The 19,805-nt window shown below is 66.8% G+C and carries 15 protein-coding genes; 11 read left to right on the top strand and 4 right to left on the bottom strand.

Annotation, left to right across the window (positions count from 1 at the left end):
• The first annotated feature begins 117 nt into the window (after positions 1-117).
• The 7 genes from ODR01_RS15530 to ODR01_RS15500 all read left to right on the top strand — a co-directional run bounded on the left by ODR01_RS15530 (position 118) and on the right by ODR01_RS15500 (position 7,199).
• On the top strand, positions 118-1,290 hold the full coding sequence (locus ODR01_RS15530) for an ABC transporter substrate-binding protein (protein ID WP_316978598.1): 1,173 nt from the start codon (positions 118-120) through the stop codon (positions 1,288-1,290).
• Positions 1,291-1,345: 55 nt separating this feature from the next.
• Complete coding sequence (locus tag ODR01_RS15525) at positions 1,346-2,269, top strand: branched-chain amino acid ABC transporter permease (RefSeq protein WP_316978597.1); 924 nt, start codon at positions 1,346-1,348, stop codon at positions 2,267-2,269.
• A 2-nt stretch (positions 2,270-2,271) separates the two neighbouring features.
• Positions 2,272-3,261, top strand: coding sequence for a branched-chain amino acid ABC transporter permease (locus tag ODR01_RS15520; protein ID WP_316978596.1), 990 nt, complete (start codon positions 2,272-2,274; stop codon positions 3,259-3,261).
• Positions 3,254-4,000, top strand: coding sequence for an ABC transporter ATP-binding protein (locus ODR01_RS15515; protein ID WP_316978595.1), 747 nt, complete (start codon positions 3,254-3,256; stop codon positions 3,998-4,000). The genes ODR01_RS15520 and ODR01_RS15515 overlap by 8 nt, the downstream gene beginning before the upstream one ends.
• Entirely contained in the window at positions 4,000-4,710 is a 711-nt protein-coding gene (locus ODR01_RS15510; protein WP_449441452.1) for an ABC transporter ATP-binding protein, read from the top strand. Before ODR01_RS15515 ends, ODR01_RS15510 begins: the two co-directional genes overlap by 1 nt.
• Positions 4,711-4,721: 11 nt before the next feature.
• Complete coding sequence (locus tag ODR01_RS15505) at positions 4,722-5,564, top strand: alpha/beta hydrolase (protein WP_316978594.1); 843 nt, start codon at positions 4,722-4,724, stop codon at positions 5,562-5,564.
• A 114-nt stretch (positions 5,565-5,678) separates the two neighbouring features.
• Positions 5,679-7,199 carry an MmgE/PrpD family protein gene (locus tag ODR01_RS15500; RefSeq protein WP_316978593.1) on the top strand — a complete coding sequence of 507 codons (1,521 nt, stop codon included), beginning with the start codon at positions 5,679-5,681 and terminating at the stop codon, positions 7,197-7,199.
• A 12-nt stretch (positions 7,200-7,211) separates the two neighbouring features.
• On the opposite strand, the gene ODR01_RS15495 is transcribed toward ODR01_RS15500, so the two are convergent.
• From ODR01_RS15495 to ODR01_RS15485, 3 genes are read right to left on the bottom strand one after another with little or no spacing between them, the layout of a single operon-like run.
• Entirely contained in the window at positions 7,212-8,300 is a 1,089-nt protein-coding gene (locus tag ODR01_RS15495) for an ABC transporter substrate-binding protein (protein WP_316978592.1), read from the bottom strand.
• Positions 8,297-9,706: a sensor histidine kinase gene (locus tag ODR01_RS15490; RefSeq protein ID WP_316978591.1), complete on the bottom strand. Its 1,410-nt coding sequence runs from the start codon at positions 9,704-9,706 to the stop codon at positions 8,297-8,299. Before ODR01_RS15490 ends, ODR01_RS15495 begins: the two co-directional genes overlap by 4 nt.
• Positions 9,684-10,352, bottom strand: a complete 669-nt coding sequence (locus ODR01_RS15485; protein ID WP_316978590.1) for a response regulator transcription factor — start codon at positions 10,350-10,352, stop codon at positions 9,684-9,686. Before ODR01_RS15485 ends, ODR01_RS15490 begins: the two co-directional genes overlap by 23 nt.
• 320 nt (positions 10,353-10,672) lie before the next feature.
• Between ODR01_RS15485 and ODR01_RS15480 the strand changes: the two genes are divergently transcribed.
• From ODR01_RS15480 to ODR01_RS15470, 3 genes are all read left to right on the top strand, one after another.
• A complete protein-coding gene (locus ODR01_RS15480; protein ID WP_316978589.1) occupies positions 10,673-11,251 on the top strand; it encodes a UbiX family flavin prenyltransferase in 579 nt (192 codons plus the stop codon).
• 301 nt (positions 11,252-11,552) lie between these two features.
• Positions 11,553-14,129 carry a diguanylate cyclase gene (locus ODR01_RS15475; protein ID WP_316978588.1) on the top strand — a complete coding sequence of 859 codons (2,577 nt, stop codon included), beginning with the start codon at positions 11,553-11,555 and terminating at the stop codon, positions 14,127-14,129.
• Between the two features lie 121 nt (positions 14,130-14,250).
• Complete coding sequence (locus ODR01_RS15470; protein WP_316978587.1) at positions 14,251-15,762, top strand: ATP-binding protein; 1,512 nt, start codon at positions 14,251-14,253, stop codon at positions 15,760-15,762.
• A 12-nt stretch (positions 15,763-15,774) separates the two neighbouring features.
• Here ODR01_RS15470 and ODR01_RS15465 read toward each other — a convergent pair whose 3' ends face one another.
• On the bottom strand, positions 15,775-18,288 hold the full coding sequence (locus tag ODR01_RS15465; RefSeq protein ID WP_316978586.1) for a GGDEF/EAL domain-containing response regulator: 2,514 nt from the start codon (positions 18,286-18,288) through the stop codon (positions 15,775-15,777).
• Positions 18,289-18,865: 577 nt separating this feature from the next.
• Between ODR01_RS15465 and ODR01_RS15460 the strand changes: the two genes are divergently transcribed.
• Positions 18,866-19,759 (top strand): crotonase/enoyl-CoA hydratase family protein, encoded by an 894-nt coding sequence (locus tag ODR01_RS15460; RefSeq protein WP_316978585.1) that lies wholly within the window; start codon positions 18,866-18,868, stop codon positions 19,757-19,759.
• Positions 19,760-19,805: the final 46 nt, after the last annotated feature.

The following is a 19,805-nucleotide window of genomic DNA, read 5'->3' as shown; positions in this document are numbered from 1 at the left end:
TCGCTCGCGGCGCTTGTCAGGATGACGGGCCTGTCCTAGGTTCGTCGGCGGCCGAGGGTCCGACAGGGGACAGAACCCTTGGGCGAGGCAGCAGGCAGAGAGGGAGACGGGGATACCATGACGCGCATCCAGACAATTCTTGCCGCGACGATGGCCGGCGCCATCGTTTCGGGAGCGGCCACGGCGGCCGACAAGCCGGTCAAGATCGGCATGATCACCACGCTGTCGGGGGGTGGCGCCGCGTTGGGCGTCGATGCCCGCGACGCCTTCCAACTGGCCATCGATCTGAAAGGCGGCAAGCTGGGCGGAGTCCCGACCGAATTGATCGTCGCCGACGATGCCCAGAAGGTCGAGAACGCCAAGCAAATCGTCACCCGCTTCCTCAAGAAAGACGATGTCGACATCGTCACCGGCATCGTCTGGTCCAACCTGGCGATCGCCGTGGTGCCGTCGGTGACCCGCGAGGGCAAGATCTACGTCAGCACCAACGCCGGCCCTCACGAACTGGCCGGCAAGGGATGCGACAAGAACTACTTCAACGCCGCCTACCAGAACGACAACCTGCACGAGGCGGCGGGCCAGTACGTCACCGACAAGGGCCTGAAGCGGGTCTACCTGCTGGCTCCCAACTATCCGGCCGGCAAGGATTCGATCACCGGCTTCAAGCGCTTCTACAAGGGCGAGGTGGTGGCCGAGGTCTATACCACGCTGGGCCAGGTGGACTATGCCGCCGAGATCGCCAACCTGCGCGCTGCCAAGCCCGAGGGCGTCTTCTTTTTCCTGCCCGGCGGCATGGGCGTCAACTTCGTCAAGCAGTATGCCCAGGCCGGACTGATCAAGGAGATCCCACTGTTCGGCCCCGGCTTCTCGTTCGACGAGGGCATTCTGTCGGCGGTCGGCGACGCTGCCGTCGGCGCCTTCAATTCCAGCGAGTACACCTGGGACCTGGACAACGCCGCCAACAAGGTGTTCGTCGCGGCCTTCCGCAAGGCCTACGGCCGCAAGCCGTCGCTTTATGCCGCCCAAGCCTACGACGCGGCGCTGCTGATCGATTCCGCCATCGCTGCCGTCAAGGGCGACATGAGCCAGGCCGACGCCGTCCGCGCCGCCCTCAAGAAGGCCGACTTCCCCTCGGTGCGCGGCAAGTTCAAGTTCGGTCCCAACAACCACCCGATCCAGGACATCTATATCCGCGAGGTGGTCAAGGAGGGCGATACGGTGACCAACAAGACCATCCGCAAGGTGTTCACCGACCACCAGGACGCCTACGCCGCCGAGTGCAAGATGTAAGGACCCCGTGGCGGGGGTTCGCCCCCCCGGGCTCCCGTCCACGAATGAGTTGCCGATGACCGCCCAGCTTTTCCTCGAGCAGACGCTGAACGGCCTGCAGCAGGGCGTCATGCTGTTCCTGCTGGCCGCCGGGCTGACGCTGGTGTTCGGCATCATGCACCTGATCAACCTGGCGCACGGCACCCTCTACATGGTGGGGGCCTATGTGGCGGCCACGGCGACCAAGGCCTCGGGCAGCTTCACGATCGGCGTCCTGGCGGCCTTGGCGGCGGCCGGGCTGGTGGGGGCGACGATCGAAATGACGGCGCTGCGCAAGCTTTATAAACGCGACCACCTGGATCAGGTGCTGGCCACCTTCGGCGTCATCCTGTTCTTCAACGAGCTGGTCAAGATCATGTGGGGGCCGCAGGCCCTTTTCCTGTCGCCGCCGGCCGCCCTCTCGGGCACCGTCGAGATCATCCCCGGCATTCCCTATCCGGCCTATCGGCTGTTCATCATCGGGGTGGGCCTCGCGGTCGGGCTCGGCCTGCGCTACCTCATCGTCAACACCCGCACCGGCATGTTGATCCGTGCTGGGGCGACGCATCGCGACATGGTGGGGGCGCTGGGCGTCGACATCGACCGCCTGTTCACCGTGGTGTTCGCCATCGGCGCCATGCTGGCCGGGCTGGCCGGCGCCCTGGCCGGGCCGATGCTGGCCGTCGAGGTGGGCATGGGCGAGCAGATCCTCATCCTCACCTTCGTCGTCATCATCATCGGCGGCATCGGCTCGGTGCGCGGCGCGCTGGCCGGCGCCCTCCTGGTCGGCCTCGTCGACACTTACGGCCGGGCCTTCCTGCCGCTGGCCATGCGCGCCGCGCTCGACCCGGCGGCGGCCGACAGCATCGGCGCCTCCATCTCCAGTGTCGCCATCTACCTGCTGATGGCCGCCGTCCTCATCTGGCGGCCGCGCGGCCTGTTCCAGGCCTACGGGGGTTGACGGTGACGGGGGGCCGCAAACGCATCGTCAATACGGCCGGCCTTGCTTTGCTGCTGGTGCTGCCGGCGCTCGCCCAGGCGGCCGACAGCCCCTTCTTCGTCAGCGTCGCCACCCGGGTGCTGATCTATGGATTGGCGGCCCTCAGCCTCGACCTCATCCTGGGCTACGGCGGCATGGTCAGCTTCGGCCACGCGGCGTTCGTCGGGCTCGGCGCCTACGCGGTCGGCATCCTTGCCCACCACCACGCCGACGGTTCCCTCATCCCCTTCCTGCCCGGCGCCTGGGAGGGCAGCGCCCAGGCCCTGATCCAGTGGCCGCTGGCGATGCTGGTGGGCGGCCTGTTCGCCCTCGTCATCGGGGCGCTCAGCCTGCGCACCAGCGGCGTCTACTTCATCATGATCACGCTGGCCTTCGCCCAGATGCTCTATCACTTCATGGTGTCGCTGCCGACCTATGGCGGGCAGGATGGCTTGAGCCTGTGGCAGCGCAGCGAATTGCCGCTCATCGATCTCAACGACGACGTCGCCTTCTACTACGTGGCGCTGGTCCTGCTGCTCCTCGCCCTGGTAGTGGTGCGCCGCCTGATCGCCAGCCCGTTCGGCATGGTGCTGCGCGGCGCCAGGCAGAACGAGGCCCGGCTGGTTTCCCTGGGCGTGCCGGCCACCCGCTACAAGCTGACCGCTTTCGTCATCGCCGGCGCCATCGCCGGCCTGGCCGGGGCGCTTCTGGCCAACCATACCGAGTTCGTCGGCCCCGGCATGATGCATTGGACGCGCTCGGGCGAGATCCTGATCATGGTCATCCTGGGCGGCGTCGGCACGCTTTACGGCGCCATCGTCGGTGCCGCCACCCTGCTGCTGCTCGAAGAGGGGCTGGCCGGCCTCACCGAGCACTGGATGATCTTCTTGGGTCCCTTCCTGGTGTTCGTCGTGCTGTTCGCCCGGCGCGGCATCTATGGCTGGCTGGCCGGCCGGGAGGCGGGCGATGACTGACGCCATCCTGGAAGCCATCGGGCTGACCAAATGCTTCGGCGCAGTGACCGCCAGCGACGGGCTCAACCTGGCCATTCGGCGTGGCGCCATCCATGCGCTGATCGGCCCCAACGGCGCCGGCAAGTCGACGGCGGTGGCCCAGCTGTCGGGCGAGATGGCGCCCGATGCCGGGCGCATCCGCTTCGAGGGCCGCGACGTCACCGACTGGCCGACCCACCGGCGGGCCCGTGCCGGGTTGCAGCGCTCCTATCAGATCACCAGCGTGTTTCCCACCTTCTCGGCGCTGGACAACGTGGCGCTGGCCATCCAGGCGCAGCGCCCGCACAGCTTCCGTTTCTGGACCGACGCCCGGCTGGACGACAGCTTGCGGGCGCCGGCCAGAGCCGTCCTGGAACGGGTCGGCCTGGGGGAACGCGCCGCCATCAAGGTCACCGACCTCGCGCATGGCGAGCAGCGGCAGCTGGAAATCGCCATGGTGCTGGCCACCGGGCCGACCATGCTGCTGCTCGACGAGCCGATGGCTGGCATGGGCCAAGCCGAAAGCCGCCGCATGATGGAGATCCTGAAGCCCCTAAAGGGCGAGGTGACTATCCTTCTGATCGAGCACGACATGGACGTGGTGTTCGCGCTGGCCGACGTCGTCACCGTCCTGGTCAAGGGCCGGGCGCTCGCCACCGGCGCGCCCGACGCCATCCGCGCCGACGTGGCGGTGCGCCGGGCCTATCTGGGGGACTACTGATGGCGATGCTCGAACTCACCGGCGTCGAGACCTTCTACGGCCCCAGCCAGGTACTGTTCGGCGTCGACCTTGTCATCGACTCGGGCGAGGTGGTGACCTTGATGGGCCGCAACGGTATGGGCAAGACGACGACGGTGCGCTCGATCATGGGGCTCTTGGCCCCGCGCCGCGGCACCATCCGTTTCGCCGGGCACGACGTCACCGGGCTGCCCAGCCACAAGGTGGCGCGGCTTGGAATCGGCTATGTGCCGGAGGGCCGCCAGGTCTTCTCCAACCTGACCGTGCGCGAAAATCTGGTGGCCATCGCCGCCAATCACGCGGGCGTCGCCCGGCCGTGGACGGTGGATCGGGTGTTCGGGCTGTTTCCCCGGCTGGCCGAGCGGGCCGGCCAATACGGCCGCACACTGTCGGGGGGCGAGCAGCAGATGCTGGCCATCGGCCGGGCGCTGATGACCAACCCGCAGTTCATCATCCTGGACGAGGCGACGGAAGGGCTGGCGCCCCTGATCCGCGAAGAGATCTGGACGGTGCTGGAAACCAACCTCAAGGAATCCGGCCAGGCCATCCTGGTGATCGACAAGCATCCCGAGGTCATGGCCCGACTGGCCGATCGCCATTGCGTGATGGAGCGGGGGCGTATCGTGTGGACGGGCACGTCGGCGGAGCTTTCGGCCAACAAGGCCATGCAGCACCGCTATCTGGGCGTGTGACGGGGCCGGCCATGGTCCTCGATCCGACCTTCGAGCGGCACTATAACGTCAGGGCGGCGATCCCGGAGCATCCGGCCATTTTCGCGGCGTGGAAGGCCCGCTCCGAGGCTTTCCGGAAACGGACGGGCGGCATTTTCGACGTCGCCTACGGGCCGTCGGCGGCCGAGACGCTGGATCTGTTTCCCGCCGGCGTGCGTGGCGCGCCTGTTCACCTGTTCATTCACGGCGGCTATTGGCAGGCGCTGGACAAGGCCGATTCCAGTTTTATCGCCGAGGCCTTCGTCGAGGCCGGGGTGACGGTGGCCGTCGTCAACTACGCGCTGTGTCCGGCGGCGACGATCGAGGCCATCGTCGAGCAGATGCGCCGCGCGCTTCTGTGGCTGTGGCGGCATGCCGCCGAGCACGGGGGCGACGCCCAGCGCATCCAGGTTTCCGGCCATTCGGCCGGCGGTCATCTGGTCGGCATGCTGATGGCCACCGACTGGCCGGGGCTCGACGCCAAGGCGCCGCGCCGGCTGATCAAAAGCGGCGTCGCCATCAGCGGCCTTTTCGACCTGGGCCCGCTCGTTCAGACCACCATCAACGACAAGGTGGGGATGGATGCCGCGACGGCCGGGCGCCTGAGCCCGCTTTTTCTCGATCCGGCGGCGCCGGAAAGCCCGCTGCTGCTGGCCGTCGGCGGCCTGGAGAGCGAGGGTTTCCACGGTCAATCCGACACCATGGCCGCCGCATGGCGGGCGAAGGGGGTGGCGGTGGAACGCCTGACGCTTCCCGGGCGGCATCACCTGTCGGCGGTGGAGGCCCTGGCCGATCCGGCGACCGATCTGTTCCGTCGCGCCCTCGCCCTCGTCTGAGTGGCCGCCCTCGCGTTGCGAAACGATCGGCGGGGACGCCGACGAATCGCTGGACGAATCCCTCTCCCGGAGTATCCTCGCCGAAACGCCAGAAGGCGGAACCGGAGAAGTGCGATGCTGGAATACGTGGTACGTGTCAGTTCGTCGGCGGCCCATCTGCCGCGCGAGGACCAACTGGCTTGGAAGATCGCCGAGTTCGCCGCCGGCCGGCAGCCCTTCGACGCCGCGGCGTCCGAGATCGCCTGTTGCCGGATCGTCGATAACGCCGCCGTCGCCCTGGCCGCCCTCGCGCGCCCGCCGGTCGCCTGTGCCCGCGCCCAGGCCCTCGCTCACCTGCGGCCGGGCGGCGCCACCTTGATCGGCCTGTCGGGCAAAACCACGGTCGATTGCGCCTGGGCGGCCTGGGCCAACGCCACCGCGGTGCGCGAGCTCGACTTTCACGACACCTTCCTTGCCGCCGACTATGCCCATCCCGGCGACACCATCCCGCCGCTGATCGCCGTCGCCCAGCAGTGCGGACGGACAGGCGCGGACCTTTTGCGCGGCATCCTGGTCGCCTACGAAGTGCATGTGGCGCTGGCCAAGTCGATCTGCCTGCACAGGTACCGCGTCGACCACGTAGCACACGTGGCGCCGGCCGCGGTGGCCGGCATCGGCGCCCTGCTCGGGCTGCCGGCCACGGTGATCTATCAGGCGGTCAACCAGGCGGTCCATCTGGCCTTTTCGACCCGACAGTCGCGCAAGGGCGAGATCAGTTCGTGGAAGGCCTCGGCGCCGGCCCACGCCGGCAAGCTGGCCGTCGAGGCGGTGGATCGGGCGATGCGCGGCGGCACCGCGCCGTCGCCCATTTACGAGGGCGAGGACTCGGTCATCGCCTGGATGCTGGACGGCCCCGACGCCCACTACACCGTGCGCCTGCCGGCTCCCGGCGAGGCGCCGCGCGGCATCCTGGAAACCTATGGCCGGGCCCATTCGGCGGAGTACCAGGCCCAGGCCATCATCGACCTGGCCATCGAGATGAGCGGCCAGGTCGACCTCGCGCGGGTACGCGAGGTCGTGCTGCACACCAGCCATCACACCCACTCGGTGATCGGCAGCGGCTCCAACGATCCGCAGAAGGCCGATCCCGACGCCAGCCGCGAGACGCTCGACCATTCCATCATGTACATCCTGGCGGTGGCCCTGGAAGACGGCGCCTGGCACCACGAGCGAAGCTACGCCCCCGAGCGGGCGCACCGCCCCTCGACGGTGGCGCTGTGGCGCAAGGTACGCACGGTCGAGGACCTCGACTGGACGCGGCGCTACCACGATCCCGATCCGGGGCGCCGGGCCTTCGGCGGCCGGCTGGAGATCGTGCTCGACGACGGCTCCGTCGTTTCCGGCGAGAAGGCGGCCGCCGACGCTCATCCCAACGGCGCCTCGCCGTGGTGGTGGGACGACTACGTCGGCAAGTTCGACCGCTTGGCCCTGCCGCTGGTCGGGCCGCAGGAACGCGACCGTTTCATCGACCTGGCGGGTCGCCTGGCGGGGCTCACTCCCGAGGAGGTGAGGGGGCTCAACCCCGGCGTCGCCGGTGGGACCGTGCCGGCGGTCGGGGAAACCAACGGGATCTTCGACTGGCCCGCCGCCGGCTGACGGCGGGGCCCGTCAATCGGCACCGACCCGGTTGCTGCCCATGGCGGTGCGCCAGTCGGCGAGGAAACGCTCCTGCTTCATGCGGTCGAGATAGGCCAACAAGCCAGGGCTCAGGCTGATCGGCCGCAACGGGCCCTCGACCTCTTTGTGCAATCCCTCCGCTGTCCCCGGACCCGTGAGATCGGGATGGATGGCATAGAGACTGGATTCCCTGGCCAGCACCTCCTGGCCGGCGCGCGACAGCAGATAATCGAGAAAGGCGCGGGCGGTGGCGGCATTGGCAGATTGCCGGTGGATGAACGCGATGCGCGACACGACCATCGTGTAGTCCTTGGGCAGTACCGTCACCAGCGACGAGCCGTGGGCGATGCGCTGGCGGGTGTACGAGCCGAGCATGTTGTAGCCGATCAGCACGCGACCGTCCTCGATGGCCTCCAGGACGTCCACGGTGCAGCAGGCCAGACGCACGGCATTGCGCCCGAAGCTTTCGATCAGGCGGCCAAAGGTGTGGGCCTGGCGGGCGTCCTGGGTGGCCAACAGATAGCCGACGCCGCTTTGCGCGATGTCGTAGGTGGCGATGCGGCCCTGGTAGAAATCGGACTTCTCGCGCAGCAGGCGCACCAGGTCGAAGCGGGTGGACGGCACGTCCTCGGGCGGCAGGGTGAGGGGATTGTAGACCATCACCACGGGTTCGAAGGTGAAGCCGAACGCCTCGTTGCGCCAATTGGCCCAATCCGGCAACCGCTCCGTCTCGGCCGACTCGTGGGGTTGGGCGAAGCCGTCGTTGACCAGCTTGACCTGCAGGTCCATGGCCGAGCTGATGACGATGTCGGGGCGCATGCCGTTCCAGTCGGCCTCCTTCAACACCGCGTCGTAGACCTCGGCGGTATGTCCGTCGAAATAGTCGATGGCAAGGTCGGGCCGGAGCCCATGGAAATGTTCGATGACCGCCTGCATGGCGGCCAAATCGGTGGCGCCGAACAGCACGAGATGCCCGGTCTCCCGGCCCGTGGTTCCAAAGGTGGTGCGTTCGGCGGCATTGGCGGCGGCCAGGGCCGATACCATGGCCAGCGTGCAGGCGGCGATGCGGAAGACCTTCATGGCACGGGCTCCGTTGCAGACCGGATGGTGAGGCGGGCAATCAGGCCGCCGCCGGGGCGGTCGATCAAGGCGACGCTGCCATGGCGCTCGGCAACGCGCTGGACAATGGCGAGACCCAGGCCGGACCCCGTGTCGTCGGTTCGCCCGGCGCGGTGGAAGCGCTCGAAGGCCCGGCTCTTTTCGGCTTCGGGAATGCCGGGGCCGCGGTCGCGGATTTCCAGGATGACGTTGCCGTCCGCCGGATCGGTGGCGATGGCGACCTCGACGGTGGCGTCGGCGGGGCCGTATTTGATGGCGTTGTCGACGAGGTTGCGCACGGCTTCGCGCAGGGCGACGGGGTCGCCGAGACCGTGCGTGTCGCCGCCCGAATCGTCCACCACCAGTTCGATTCCGCGCTCCTCGGCGGCGAAGGCGGCATCGGACAGGACCCGCTGTACGACGTCGCGGATCTCGACGCGCACGAAGGGGATGGTGTCGGTCCGGTGGGTGACGGTGGCGTGGCTGAGCAGTTGCCCGGTCAGCCGGGTGGTCAGGGCGGCGTTGCGCCGCGCCTTGTCGAGAAACCGTCGGCGGGCGTCCGGGTCGGGCTCGTCGGCCGCCAACTCCATCTGGGCCCGCAAGCTGGCCAGCGGGGTGCGGATCTGGTGGGCGGAGTCGGCGATGAAAGTCTGCATGGTCTCGACGCTGGCCCGCAGGCGATCGAGGAAGTGGTTGATGGCAACCACCAGGTGGCGCACCTCGCGCGGCACCGACATTTCCAGCGGCTTCAAGTCGGTCGGCGCCCGGTGGCGCAGATTGCGCTCGATGGCGGCCAGCGGTCGCAGCGCCACGTTGATGCCGATCCACACGAACAACAGGATCATCGCCATCAGGATCAGGATGAGGACCAGCGCGTTGACCGTGATGTCGCGGGCCAACTCGGCCCGCTCCACACCGGACTGGCCGACCTGGACGACGGCCCAACCCTGCATACGCGGTTCGGCCAGCAGTCGGCCCAGCACGACGAAGCGCAAGTCCTCGCCGGCATAGACGGCGTTGAAGAAGCGGGGCGTCGTGGCCGTGATGGGCGGGCTCGGCAGCGGCAGCCCGTCGTAACCGGTGACGGTCTCTCCGGCCGGCGAGATGACCCGATAGAAAATGCGGTCGCGCCGGGCCAGCGAGAGCATTTCAAGCGCCGAGTTGGGCAGGTCGACCTCCAGGCGGTCGTCGACGACGTAAATCTGGTCGGCGATGGCCAGCGCCGAGGCGGTCAACAGTCGGTCATAGGCCCGGTCGGCGGCGCGGTTGCCGTACTCGGCCGCGGCCAGCAGCAGCAAAGCCGTGGTCAACAGGAAGACCATGCCGATGACGGTGAACAGGCGCCGCCGCAGCGAGTAATCGGTTTTAACCTTCCAGGTCGGCGACATAGCCTATTCCGCGCAGCGTCCGGATGGTGACGGACGACCCTTTCAACTTTTTGCGCAGGCGCGCGATGTAAAGCTCGATGGCGTTGGGCCCGGGCGCATCGTCGAAGCCATAGAGCTGGTCGGTGATGTCGTCTTTGGTGATCACCCGGCCGAGATTGCCCAAAAAGATCTCGAGGATGCGGAACTCGCGGTTGGGAAGGACGATCGGGTCTCCGCCGACGGTGACGCGCCGGCTCGACCGGTCGAAGGTCAAGTTGCCATGTTCGGTGACGCCCGAGGCGATGCCTTGACGCCGGCGCAGGAGCGCGCGCGCGCGGGCCTCCAACTCCCGGAAGTCGAAGGGTTTCGTCACATAGTCGTCGGCGCCGATGTCAAGCGCCGACACCCGGTCGTCGATCTCGGCGCGCGCCGTCAGCACGAGGACCGGGGTGGTGTCGTGGCGCAGCCGGAGCGCCCGCAATACCGCGTAGCCGTCCATGCCCGGCAGCATGATGTCGAGGATGACCAGATCGTAGGTATTGCCTTCCAGAAACTCGATGGCCTCCTCGCCGGAGGCCGCCCGGTCAAGGGCGTGCCCCGAGCGCCGGAAGCGAAGGACGATCGCCTCGGCCAGATCCGCGGCGTCCTCGACCACCAGGATACGCATGTTGCCCCTTCTCCACACGCCATCCGATTTCCGGCACGCCGGACTTTTTGAACGCGACGGGCCCGCGACGGCTCTGCTTGCTATTGTTGCAAACGGGCGGGCGCATCACGAAACAAAAGAATAGAGCGTCCCGGTGCTCCACGGCGGGTGAGTCTAGCGTAACAGGGGGCCAAAACCATGCTCAAATTCATCCCCTCTCAGCGGATCGTCCGCACGTATGGCTCCGCGGCCTGGCCTTTGCGACACGCTCTTGCGGCGCGGCCCGCCGTATGCTTAGTCAATTCCTGGCTGCGGCGAAGCCGTGCGGGGAGGGATTTGGCATGACGGCACCGGTTCTGGTCGGCATCACGGGCGCCACCGGCGTCATCTACGGCGTGGAACTGTTGCGCGCTCTTCGGGCCTTGGGCCAGCCCGCCCACCTGATCCTCAGCGAGTGGGGCGCCCAGACCCTGGCGCTGGAGACCGATTTCGACCTCGACGAGGTGCGCGGTCTGGCCGACGAGGTTCACGCCAACAAGGATCTGTCGGCGGCGGTAGCCAGCGGTTCGTTTCCCACCCGCGGCATGGTCGTCGCCCCGTGTTCGGTGAAGACGCTGTCGGGTATCGCCAACTCGTTCACCTGCAACCTGATGATCCGCGCCGCCGACGTGACGCTCAAGGAACGCCGGCCGCTGGTCCTGGTCTTCCGCGAAACGCCGCTGCACAAGGGGCATATCGACCTGATGGCGCGCGCCGCCGACATGGGGGCCGTCCTGCTGCCGCCGGTGCCGGCGTTCTACACCCGCCCGGCCAGCGTCGCCGATATCGTCCGCCACACCGTCGGCAAGATCCTCGACCAGTTGGGCATCGACCACGAGGTGACGCCACGCTGGAACGGCCCGGCGCGCAACGCACCCTGAACGTCCCGAAGTCCCATCGCCGCCATACGTCCGCCGCTGCCCCGAAATGACGTTTCGGCCGGCGTGACGCGCCCCGCCTTCTGTGCCCGGATGTCATCAACTCGATACAAACTGAAACCGAATGCCGGGCTTGGGACACAAACCCGAAACACGGCGTAGGTATCCTGTGGATGGACGGACGGATACCGGCCGATCCAAGAAAACGGGGAACGTATTGAATGCCTCGACCGAACGGGAGAAGCGCCAGGACGGCAACGCTGCCATGCCTGGTCGGCCAGAGATGGCGGATGTGAGAAAAAGAGTGACGTCGTTCATGCGCATCGGCAGGGCGGAGTTTTTTGGCCTTCTCGTCATCGCGGTCTCGGCGACGATGGCCGGTTGGCAGACCTACGAACAGTACCAGGGGATGCGGACACAGACGGTCGAACTGCTCCAGCAGTTGGCGCGTACCGGCGACGCGCACATCGACGGCAGCCTGCGCAACGTGGACAGCCTGCTGCGCGACATCGGCGCGCACACCTTGCGGGGCGAACAGCCACTCGAACCCGGCGATGCGGAATTCATCCGCATACGGGCCCGGCCCTATCCGGAAATTCGTCAGATCTGGATTGCCGATGCCGCCGGTGTCATCCGGTTCTCCACCTGGCCCGGGGTGGAGGGATACGACGCCAGCCGGCGGGACTATTACCTCGAACCCAAGAACAATTCCGGCGAGGACCGGATGTTTCTCACCGGGCCCACCCAGTTGATCACGGGATCGACCCTGTTCATTGTATCGCGAGCGATGCACAACGCGGACGATTCGTTCGCCGGCGTCGTCGCCGCTTCGCTGTCCCCCGCGTTCTTCGATGTCGTCCTGGCGTCGATCCTGCCTCAGGGCCGCAGTTCCAACAGCATGCTGACCCTGAAAGGCGACATTCTCTCGCGCATGCCGGAACCGGGAAGTTTCAGGGGAACTTCGGTTTTCCACGAGCCGGCGTTCCGCCGCCACGCGGAGTCGGGCGTGGCGGCGACCGTACAGTCCCTGCCGGCGAGTCCGGGTGGCGGGGAGGGTATCGGTGTTTTCCGGACGCTGGCCAATTTCCCCCTGATCGTCGGCGTCGTCGGCGATCGCCAGGATATCGTCGATGCCCTCGCGCCGACCATGGCCATGCACGCGGCTTTCTTCCTGGTCGTCGTCATCGTGACGCTCTTTTCGGTGATGGTCGCCCGTCGCATCCGCCAGCAGGAGGCCGAGCGTGGCGCCAGGCTCGAGGCTTCGCGCAATTTCTTCGACCGCTTGCTGGAAACCGCCAACACCCTGATCGTCGGCCTCGACGACGACGGGCGCGTCGTTCTCTGCAACTCGACGACGGAACAGGTGACCGGCCTCAAGCGCGGCGAACTTTTGGGCCGCAAATGGTCGGATTCCGTGGTGCCGCGCGACGTCTATCCGCAGTCGTGGGAAATCTTCGAGGCGCGCAGCCGGGACGGCCGCGATCAGGATCAGTTCGAAACGCCGATCCGCCGGCATCCGGACGGCGAACGGATCGTTTCGTGGAGCCAAAGCCGGATCGCCGATCCCGACGGCCGTCCCGTCTCGTTCTGGTTCGGCATCGACGTGACCCACCGGCAGAGCGTGCAGGCCGAGCTGGAAACGGCCAACCGGCAGCTGCTGGCGACCGTGAAAACGCTGGAGCATCGCAATCGCCAGATCACCATCCTGCGCGGCATGGCCGATCGCCTGCAGTCGTGCCACGAACCCCGCGAGGCATTCCAGATGGCGGCGGAATGCGTGCGAGACCTCTTTCCCGGCCGCGCCGGCGGCTTCTATTCGTTGAACGGGGCGCGAACCGCCCTGACCCTGGAGGTAGTCTGGCCCGAGTCCATCCGCATGGCCCCCTCCATCGACCATCGGCACTGCGGGGCCGTTCTTCGCGCCTGCTCGCACCGCTGGGATAGCAACCATGCCGATTCTTCGTGTTCGCACTTCGGCGAGGACTATGCGGGCACCGGCCTCTGCGTACCGTCGATGGCCCATGGCGAACTCCAGGGAATGCTGGTTCTGCGCAACGCGATGGAGGTGCCGCAGCCGGTCTCCTGCGAACCCGTGACCCGGGGGGGCAACGGCGACGAAGCCGCGCTGGCCATGGCGGTGTGCGAGAACCTGGGGCTTGCGGTTTCGGCGCTGCGTTTGCGCCAGCAGCTTCAGGACCAAGCGACGCGCGATCCGCTCACCGGGCTTCACAACCGGCGGATCATGTCCGAGATGTTCGAGCGTGAACTGATAGTCGCCGGCCGCAAGGGGCGCTCGCTGGCCGTCATGATGATCGATATCGATCACTTCAAGCTGTTCAATGACCGCCATGGGCACGAGGCCGGGGACGTCGTGCTGAAGGCGGTCGGCGACTTCTTCTGCCGCCAGTGCCGGGCGTCGGACATCGTCTGCCGGCATGGCGGCGAGGAGTTTGCCATTCTGTTGCCGGAATCCGACGTCGCGGGGGCCGTGCAACGGGCCGAGTACCTGCGCGAGGGGACCAAGCGGCTGGCGGTGAGCAATCGCGGTTTTGCGCTGGAAGCGGTGACGATCTCCGTCGGAATCGCCGTCTACCCCGACCATGGGATGGACGCCCGCGCCCTGTTGCGGGCCGCCGACGAGGCGCTCTACCAGTCGAAAAATCTCGGGCGCGACCGGGTGACCATGGCCAACCAAGGCACGCAAGGGCTGTTCAAGACCCTGGCCTGGAACGACCGGCTCGGCTCTTCGCCCGAGGCGGCGGCCAACCGGACGTTTCCGGAGCCGGACCGTTCTGATAAAGTCGGCCGCCCAAGGGTGGCCGACGCGACCGACGGGGGCAGGGAGGAAAGCCGACCCGACGGTGCTCTTCCATCGGAATAGCCTTTGAAGCCAGGAGCCGAGCCGGCAGTCGTGCGGCACGGCGGCTATGGGTGGCGCGAGCGGCGCCGAAAGGGCTGACATGGTCGGGAAAGCGGAGCGGACCCGGGGCGGGAAGCAAGAAATGCACATCCTGCTGGCCGAGGATTCGCCCGCCGACGCCCTGCTGATCGAACGGGCGGTCAGCCGCGAGTTTCCCGGCGTCCACGTCCGGCGGGCGATGAACGCCGAGGACTTCGCGGCGGCGCTCGGCTTGCGGCGATGGGACATCGTGCTGGCCGATCACAAGCCGCCGACATTTTCTTCATGCGCGGCCATCGAACAACTGGCCCGGAGCGGCCGCGACATCCCGCTGATCGTCGTTTCCGGGGCGATCGGCGAGGAGGAAGCCGTCGATCTGCTGAAGACTGGCGCCCACGACTTCGTGCGCAAGGACAACCTCGGGCGCCTGGGTCCGGTTCTGCGCCGCGAACTGGCCGATGCCGGAAACCGTCGCCGTCGCCGCGAGGCCGAGGCCGCGCTGGCTGAAAAGGAGCGCAGGCTGTCGACCCTGATGGACAACCTGCCGGGCATGGTCTTCCGGGCCGGTATCGGGCCCGATCTGCCGATGGAGTTCGTCAGCGAGGGGTGTCGCGAGATCACCGGATACGACCCGCAACGGCTGGTCGGGGACGGCGCCACCTCCTATCGCGGGGCCGTCGTCCACGCCGACCATCGGGACTTCGTGCGGCGGGGGATCGAGCAGGCGGTGCGCTGGAACGAGCCCTATCAGCTGACCTACCGGATCACCCGGCCCAGCGGCGAAACCCGCTGGGTTTGGGAAAAGGGACGGCTGGTGTGGTTGCCGCACGGCGGGGCGACGGCGGTCGAGGGCTTCATCGCCGACATCACCGAGCGCAAGGCCGCCGAGGAAAGGGTGACGGAACTGCAATCGCGGCTTATGGGCGCCTCCCGACTCATGCTGATGGGCGAACTGGCGACCGGCATCGCCCACGAGGTCAAGCAACCGCTTTCGGCGATCCGCATCTATGCCGAAGGGTTGGCCGAGCAGACCCGGGCCGGCGGTGCCGTCGGACCCGACCTGGCGCCGATCCTCGATCGCATCGTCGATCAGAATCGCAAGGCGCAGGCGGTGATCGACCGCATCCTTGCCTTCGTCCGCCGGGCGGCCCCGCGGATGTCCGATCTCGACGTCAATCAGACGGTTCGCGACGCGGTCAAGTTTTTCGAGGTGGAGGCCGGCGACGCCAATGTCCACCTCAACCTCAGCTTGGCTCCGGACGTTCCGCCGGTCGTCGGCGATGCCGTCCAGATCCAGCAGGTGATCGTCAATCTGCTGCACAACGGGCTCGACGCCGTCATCGAGGCGGCGGTGCCGCGCGGCGAACTGCGGGTGGAAACGGCAAAAGCCGCGGACGGTGGCGTCGACGTCGCCGTCACGGATAACGGTCCCGGCATTCCGCAAGCGGTCATCGCCCGCGCGTTCATCCCGTTCTTCACGACCAAGCCCGACGGTTTCGGCCTTGGCCTGACCATCTGTTCGAAGGTGGTCGAGGATCATGGCGGGCGGCTGTCGATCGACGCTCCGGCCGGCGGCGGAACGGTCGCGCGCTTCCATTTGCCGCCGCGGCCATGACCGCGGGCGCCGTCAGATCGCGGCACCGAGGCGGGTCTGTTCCTTGAGAAGCTGCCAGAAGACATCGGCGGGCATGGGCTTGCCGACGAAGTAGCCCTGCACGAAATCGCAGCCGTTTTCCTTGACGAAGGCCATCTGTTCGGGCGTTTCCACCCCCTCGGCGACCACCAGCAGCTTCAGGCTGTGGGCCATGGTGATGATGGCTCCCACAAGCGCCGCATGGTCGGCGTCGTCGGTGACGTCCTCGATGAAGGAACGGTCGATCTTCAACGAGGTGACGGGGAAGCGCTTGAGGTAGCTGAGCGACGAGAACCCGGTCCCGAAATCGTCGACCGAAAAGCGCACCCCCATCGCCGTCAGGCGCTCGAAGGCGGCCGTGGTTTCGGGCAGATCCTCCATCAGCAGGCCTTCGGTGATCTCGAGGTCCAGATCGTCGGCCGGGAGGCCGGTGTCGCTGAGCGCCCGGGTGACGGCGTCGATCAGGGTCGGCCCGCGGAACTGGCGGCTGGAGACATTCGCCGAAATGCGGATCGGCGGTGCCCCGGCGCGGCGCCACTCGGCGGCCTGCCGGCAGGCCGCCTTGATCACCCAGGCGCCGATGATGTTGATCTGCCCGGTATCCTCGGCCATCGGAATGAACTGGCCGGGCGGCACGTTGCCGAGTTCCTCGTTGTGCCAGCGCAGCAGGGCCTCGGCACCGACCAGCCGGCCGGACTTGAGGTCGACGATCGGCTGGTAGTGCAGCGTCATCTCGTCGCGTTCCAGGGCGTGCCGCAGATGGGTTTCGATGCGAACCCGCTCCATGGCCTGCTCGTTGAGTTCGCGGGTGAAGAACTGGGCGCGGTTGCGGCCCAATTCCTTGGCCTGGTACATGGCGGCATCGGCATTGCGCATCAGGGCATGCGGATCGTGGGCGTCGAGCGGGTAAAGCGTGATGCCGATACTGGCCGTTGTGAACAGTTCCTGGCCGTCGATGACGATAGGCTGGGCGAACACCTCGAGGATCTTCTCGGCCACCACCTCGGCATGCTTCGGCGCGCTGATATCGGGCAGCACCACCGTGAACTCGTCGCCTCCCAGACGGGCGACCGTGTCGCCTTCGCGGGTACACTGCGACAGGCGTTGGCCGACCTCCTTGAGAAGACGGTCGCCGACCGAATGGCCCAAGGTATCATTGACGACCTTGAAACGGTCGAGATCGATGAACAGCAGCCCGACCATCGATTTCTGGCGGTGCGCCCGGGCCAGCGCCTGGGACAGGCGGTCAAGCGCCAGCACCCGGTTGGGCAGGCGGGTAACGTCGTCGTAGTTGGCCTGGCGCAGGACCTGTTCTTCGTACTTCTTGCGAACGGTGATATCTTCCTTGACGGCAAGATAATGCGTCACCTCGCCGCCGGCGTCCTTGATGGGCGAGACCGAGGCGAACTCCCAGTACAGCTCGCCGTTCTTCTTCTTGTTGTAGAATTCGCCCCGCCATTCGCCGCCTGCCTTGATGGTTTCCCACATGGCGCGATGGGTTTCGGCGGGCGTATAGCTCGATCTCAGCATCCGCGGATTGCGCCCGATCACCTCTTCCGGCCGATAGCCTGTCACCTCGGTGAACTTGGCGTTGACGTATTCGATCTCGCCGGCGGTGTTGGTGATCAGCACGGAGGCCGGGCTCTGCTCCACCGCCATCGACAGCTTGCGGACGTTTTCCTCGGCCCGCGCCCGCTCGGTGATGTCGAGCGACACGGTGACCACCAGGGTGGTCGCCCCGGTCTCGTCGCACAGCGGCGCCTTGGTGGTCAGGAACTGGCGGGAGATGCCGTGGCGGTCGACCAGCCGCTCCTCGAAACCGGGTGGCGTGCGGCCGGTCTCGAAGATCTGGATTTCGAGGTCGCGGTGGCGCCGGCCATACGCCTCGTCGAAGAGAATGCCGAGGGGCTGGCCGATGGCCCGCGTCGCGTCGAAGGCGAGCACGGTCTTGTGGTAGCTGTTGAGGTAGACGCAATGGCCGTCGGCGTCGCTGGCCCGGACCAGGGCCGGCACCGTGTCGATGACGTTGCGCAGCTTTTCCTCGCTTTGGCGGAGATCGCGGGCGTGCTGGTCGGTCGCCGCCCTGAGCTCGTTTTCCAGCGACAGTGCGCGCTGCCGGATGATCTGCTTCTGGCGCCACATCGTCAGCAGATTGATGGCGCGGGTGCGGAACTCGTGATGGTCGATGGGGCTGCGCAGGAAGTCGGTGGCGCCGGCTTCGAGCGCGCTATAGCGATAGTCGCGGTCCTCGTAGGCGGTGATCACGATGATCGGGACGTCGAAGCACTTGAGCTTGCGCCGGCACTCGCGGACGAACTCGGCCCCGTTCATCTCCGGCATCTGGAAATCCGTGATGATGAGGTCGACGTCCTTGTCGATCATCCATTCGTAGGCGATCCTGGCGCTGTCGAAGGCGTGAACGTCCGCCTGGGGCTCCACGGCCCGCGCAAGCTGGGCCAGGATATTTCTGTTGGTCACCCGATCATCGACGACGACGATTACAGACATCCGATTGTGCCGTTCCTTCCCCAGGTGTCTGACAGGTTTCCTTCCCGATGGATTTCTTTTCTGATGGGGAGGCGTACGCGACTCCCGCGCCGCCGCCTTCGGGACCTCGCGGTCCGCGTGTTGCCTCTTTGGCGTCTATAATCCGCCGGCTGTCCTTTCGCCTAATGCTTTTTCATGGCACCGGCGGCATTTCTCGGCCCGGGGGGCCGTCCAATCGATGGCGGCCGACGGGGCGCAGAGGCGACGGCTCCGTCTTCTCCTCAACCCACACTTTAAACGCTCTCGCCAGTCTCCTCCGAAAAAGTTACTCTTTTCACGGTTGTGGAGCACGATTGGGGAGGGACAATCGAGGCGACCAAAACGGGGGATACCTTACTCCCCGCGCGTGGATGCGGTGAAAAATAACACCGAATCCGCGGGGCGGGGTCATGCAACGGCTCTGGAGGAAGAGATGTCGAATTCCTTGCTATCCCAGCTCCTTCACGACGACAACCATGGCGGTAGGTTTGGTGAACCGGAGAGGCAGGCCACCGAAAGCGGACAGCCTCGCTTTCAAAATCCGCCGGACGATGAACCGATGGCCGCCGGTCCAGCGCCCCTTGACCTTGAATGGTGGTTGCGCACGACGCCGTTCAAGGAGGTCGAGGTGGCCTATGACATGAAGGAAAAAATCGTCTGGCAATTCATGAAATTTCGTCGGCGGCCCAGCGTCACCCTGGAGCTGCTGAGCGAGATCAAGAAGATCCTGGCGATGATCGAACGGGCCTTCGGCGAGCCGCAGGCCGAGGCCGATCCGCCGGTCCGCTATGTCATCCTGGCCTCGAAGCTGCCCGGCGTCTTCAACATGGGGGGCGACCTGCCGCTGTTCGTCGATCTGATCCGCAATCGTGACAGCGAAGGCCTGCGTCACTATGCCCACGCCTGCGTCGACGTTCAGTACCGGCGCAAGACCAAGCTGGGACTTCCCATCCAGACCATCTCGCTGGTCCAGGGCGACGCCCTGGGCGGCGGCTTCGAGGCGGCGCTGGCCGACGACCTGATCGTCGCCGAGGAAAGCGCCAAGTTCGCCCTGCCGGAGATTCTCTTCAATCTGTTTCCGGGAATGGGCGCCTACAGCTTCCTGCAACGCCGCCTCAACGCGGTGGAGGCCGAGCGTCTGATGCTGAGCGGCAAGATCTACTCGGCCGGGGAACTGTATGAGCTGGGCGTCGTCGACGAACTGGCCGGCGACGGAAAGGGCATCGAGGCGGTTTACCGGCTGATCGACGAGCGGGCTCGCTCCTACGCCACGCGGCGCGCCGTCTTCCGTTCGCGCGAGGTGATCAATCCGATTACCCGCGAGGAACTGGTCGAGATCACCGACCTGTGGGTGGAGGCGGCCCTGACGCTGGCTCCGGCCGACCTGCGCAAGATGGAACGGCTGGCCGCCGCCCAGGACCGGCGCCGGATCCGGGCCCGCGTCGCGGCGTAATGGGGGTGACCGGCTGGGGCGGGAGGCGGCGATCTTGCCGCGTTCC

This window comes from Shumkonia mesophila (assembly GCF_026163695.1).
Taxonomy (GTDB): domain Bacteria; phylum Pseudomonadota; class Alphaproteobacteria; order Rhodospirillales; family Shumkoniaceae; genus Shumkonia; species Shumkonia mesophila.
The sequence above is the reverse complement of the archived record's forward strand: the minus strand, read 5'-3'. Positions and strand labels throughout refer to the sequence as shown.